The organism is Escherichia sp. AM3 (assembly GCF_032029835.1).
GTDB classification, from domain to species: Bacteria; Pseudomonadota; Gammaproteobacteria; order Enterobacterales; family Enterobacteriaceae; genus Escherichia; species Escherichia coli.
In genome coordinates this window covers 1-3,508 of the sequence record NZ_JAVUPQ010000162.1, presented here as the reverse complement: position 1 = coordinate 3,508, position 3,508 = coordinate 1, and the positions used below count along the sequence as shown (strand labels likewise).

The window sequence follows — 3,508 nt, the reverse complement described above, 5'->3', positions numbered from 1 at the left end:
ATGTAAAAAAGCGCCCTAAAGGCGCTTTTTTGCTATCTGCGATACTCAAAGATTCGAACCTGCAGCAGGTTTGAGTTGAGCGCAGCGAAACAACGGAGCCGCTCGCGGCGACGGCCCGAAGGGCGAGCGAAGCGAGTCATCCTGCACGACCCACCAATGTAAAAAAGCGCCCTAAAGGCGCTTTTTTGCTATCTGCGATTTGCGAAATTGCCTGATGCGCTTCACTTAGCAGACTACTATTTCCGGCAATTCCTGTCTCCTCACCTACTGTGTCAATGCAGCCAACAGCTTAACCATCGCGGGCGTCACCTGCTGTGTTTCATAAACAATATATAAATCTGCAGGGATGCGCTGTTTGAGCGGACGGAAAATGACACCTGGCCAGTTCATTTGTGCGTAGCTGTCCGCTATCAATGTGATACCAATGCCCATACTGACCATAGCGAGTACCGTTTGCGGTTCTTTAACTTCGCGAATAACAACCGGTGAAAATCCCACCTTCTGGCAAACTCGCTGCAAAAAATCCCAGTCAGTGTAAACGGGCGGCATTGTAACAAAATACTCGTCACGTAGCGCCTCCAGCGGGACGGTGGAAAATGATGAGAGATGATGCTCTTCAGGCATCGCCACCAGAAACGCCGATTCATGCAACCGTAAGCTGGTAAAACCAGTCGGTGGTTCTGTCGCCATTCGCCAGATCCCGGCATCAAGTTCGCGGCGTTCCAGCAAGGCCATTTGCATCGCGGGCATCTTTTCGCGAAAAAGAACGTCAACGTTAGGATTTTCCCTGAGGAATCGCCGCATAACCGGGCGCATCCGTCCCCACATTGCCGTTCCCACTACGCCGAGTTCAATCCGCCCTGCTTCTCCCCGACCTATTTGTTCAATCCGAGCCAATACATTATTAGCATTCACCAGCAATCGACGCGATTCTTCCATCAAGATTTTGCCCGCGTGTGTCAGTACGACGCTGCGCGAATGGCGAATAAAAAGCTGCGTGCCGAGTTGATTTTCCAGCTCTTTAATATGAATGCTGAGCGGAGGCTGAGACATATTTAAACGCGCTGCTGCGCGGCCAAAATGCAACTCTTCCGCTACGGCAAGAAAATAACGGAGCAACTTAAGATCTGTTCTGTATACGCGTTCCATAATTAAGTGCTCCATATAATAAATACATCTTATTAAATTATCATGGCATAAAGTATTTCACCACCAGATATCCGACATACATAAACACAATGGATAATATACCCGGTAATACATTTGGTACAGGAATAGGCAAGCGCACGATTGTAAACAAAGCACCAATACCAAAACCAACGCCGGAAGAAAATAAAATATCTTTCACTAATTAACCTTTATCATAAAAGCAGCTCTGAAGAGCAGAGCCGCGAATCCTTTTAATGAGTCACCGCTCGATGCTTTATCTTTTCAGGGTCATGATTATATTTAAACCCAAAGAAAAATATCACTGCGAGAAAAAGAGCATATCCTGCAAACACCAGCCAGATAGTTTGCCAGTCTTTTACGCCATCCACCGAAAAGTAATCTACTGCCATGCCACTCAGAATCGAGCCAACCCATGCGCCGACACCATTTACCATGGTCATAAAGAGCCCCTGCTCGCTGGCACGAATGCTGGAATCAACTTCCTGTTCGACAAATACCGAACCAGAAATATTGAAGAAATCGAATGCACAGCCATAAACAATCATCGACAGCAGCAGCAAAATAAATCCGGTTGTTGACGGATCGCCATAGGCGAAGAAGCCAAAGCGCAGCGTCCAGGCCACCATACTCATCAGCATGACGGTTTTAATGCCAAATCGCTTTAAAAAGAATGGGATAGTCAGTATAAAGCCCACTTCTGCCATCTGTGAAACTGACAGTAAAATGGAGGGATATTTCACCACAAAACTGTCAGCAAACTCCGGGTTACGGGCGAAATCATGTAGGAACGGATTACCAAAAACGTTGGTAATTTGCAGTACCGCACCCAGCATCATGGCAAAGAGGAAAAAGATGGCCATGCGTGGATTTTTAAACAGCACGAAGGCATCCAGACCCAGCTTGCTGGCAAGCGATGTGGTCGCTTTTTTCTCCGCAACCGGAATCTTCGGCAAAGTCAGCGCATAAGCCGACAGCAGCAATGACGCACCGGACGCGATATACAGCTGCAGACTACTCAATTCCAGATGCAGCAGGCTTACTGCCCACATCGCGACAATGAACCCCACCGTACCAAAAACGCGAATGGGCGGGAAAGCGGTCACCGGGTCAAGCCCTGCCTGGGCAAGACAGGAATAAGAGACGCTGTTCGATAACGCAATAGTCGGCATAAACGCCATCGCATTGACTAACATCACCCAAAACATCATATCCGGATCAGTTACGGATGCCGCATAAAAAAGTACGCCCGCACACACCAGGTGACACAGCATGTATGCACGTTCTGCGCGCAGCCATTTGTCTGCGATGATCCCCATTATACCAGGCATAATAATCGCGGCGATCCCTTTGGAACTGTAAACCATGCCAACATTAGCGCCGGTGAAATGAAGAGTATTAATCATGTAAGAGCCGAGGGTAACCAGCCAGCTCCCCCAGATAAAATATTGCAAAAAGGACATTACCTTTAAGCGCATCGCGATGCTCATAATCGTTTCCTTGTCGCATCATTTGGCCTCACCCGCGAGGCCGTTTCTTATTGTTTTTCTCAGGCAATTTTGCGCAGAAAGCCACAAATAAGGTTGATGAAGTTCTGCTTAGAGAGCTCCGCAGCCGCCAGCGTTTGCGCATGTGACAATTTCACATCGCTTAAACCTTCCGCCATATTGGTAATCGCAGAGACCGCAACGACTTTAAGGTCGCAATGGCGAGCTGAAATAACCTCAGGCACCACAGACATACCAACAACATCCCCACCAATAATTTGCATCATGCGAATTTCCGCCGCAGTCTCGAAATTCGGCCCCGGATACGAGACGAACACGCCCTCCGTCAGAGGGAAACCCTCTTCTTTCGCCACTTTTTGTAACAGTGCGCGGTATTCCGCATCGTAGGCATTTGCCAGTGAGAAGAAGCGCTCTCCAAAACGATCATCGTTAAGACCCACCATCGGCGTACCGGGCATGGTGTTGATATGATCTTTCAATGCGACCAGGCTGCCTGCCCCCACTTCCGGACGCAGCGAGCCTGCCGCATTGGTGCAGAACAGTAGCTCGCAGCCCAGCAGCTTAAAGGTACGAATTGCGTCAGTCATAATGGTCATTCCACGACCTTCGTAGAAATGTCCGCGACCTTTCATACATACCACCGGTACGCCCTGGAGATGGCCCAGCACTAACTCCCCCGCATGACCATGTACCGTACTTACCGGGAAGCCCGGCAGCTTTTCGTAGGAAATTGCGACAGCGTTCTCAATCTGATCGGCCAGCGCGCCGAGCCCGGAACCTAAAATAAAGGCCACTCGTGGCGTGAAATCAGGTTTATAAGTCTTGATAATATC

General features: G+C 49.0%; 4 protein-coding genes and 1 other RNA gene. 1 reads left to right on the top strand and 4 read right to left on the bottom strand.

Features of this window, described 5'->3' with window-relative positions; genetic code table 11:
• Positions 1 to 30 precede the first annotated feature (30 nt).
• Positions 31 to 156, top strand: a non-coding RNA gene (locus tag RTW80_RS23265) — RtT sRNA.
• 108 nt (positions 157 to 264) lie between these two features.
• On the opposite strand, the gene xapR is transcribed toward RTW80_RS23265, so the two are convergent.
• The 4 genes from xapR to xapA form a co-directional block, all read right to left on the bottom strand.
• Entirely contained in the window at positions 265 to 1,149 is an 885-nt protein-coding gene (gene xapR, locus RTW80_RS23260) for a DNA-binding transcriptional regulator XapR (RefSeq protein WP_312720415.1), read from the bottom strand.
• 40 nt (positions 1,150 to 1,189) lie between these two features.
• A complete protein-coding gene (locus RTW80_RS23255) occupies positions 1,190 to 1,348 on the bottom strand; it encodes a DUF1427 family protein (protein WP_000651752.1) in 159 nt (52 codons plus the stop codon).
• Between the two features lie 52 nt (positions 1,349 to 1,400).
• Positions 1,401 to 2,657, bottom strand: coding sequence for a xanthosine/proton symporter XapB (xapB, locus tag RTW80_RS23250; RefSeq protein WP_312720412.1), 1,257 nt, complete (start codon positions 2,655 to 2,657; stop codon positions 1,401 to 1,403).
• Positions 2,658 to 2,716: 59 nt separating this feature from the next.
• Positions 2,717 to 3,508, bottom strand: a 792-nt coding sequence (gene xapA / locus RTW80_RS23245; protein WP_312720410.1) for a xanthosine phosphorylase, incomplete at its 5' end; no start/stop codon positions are given.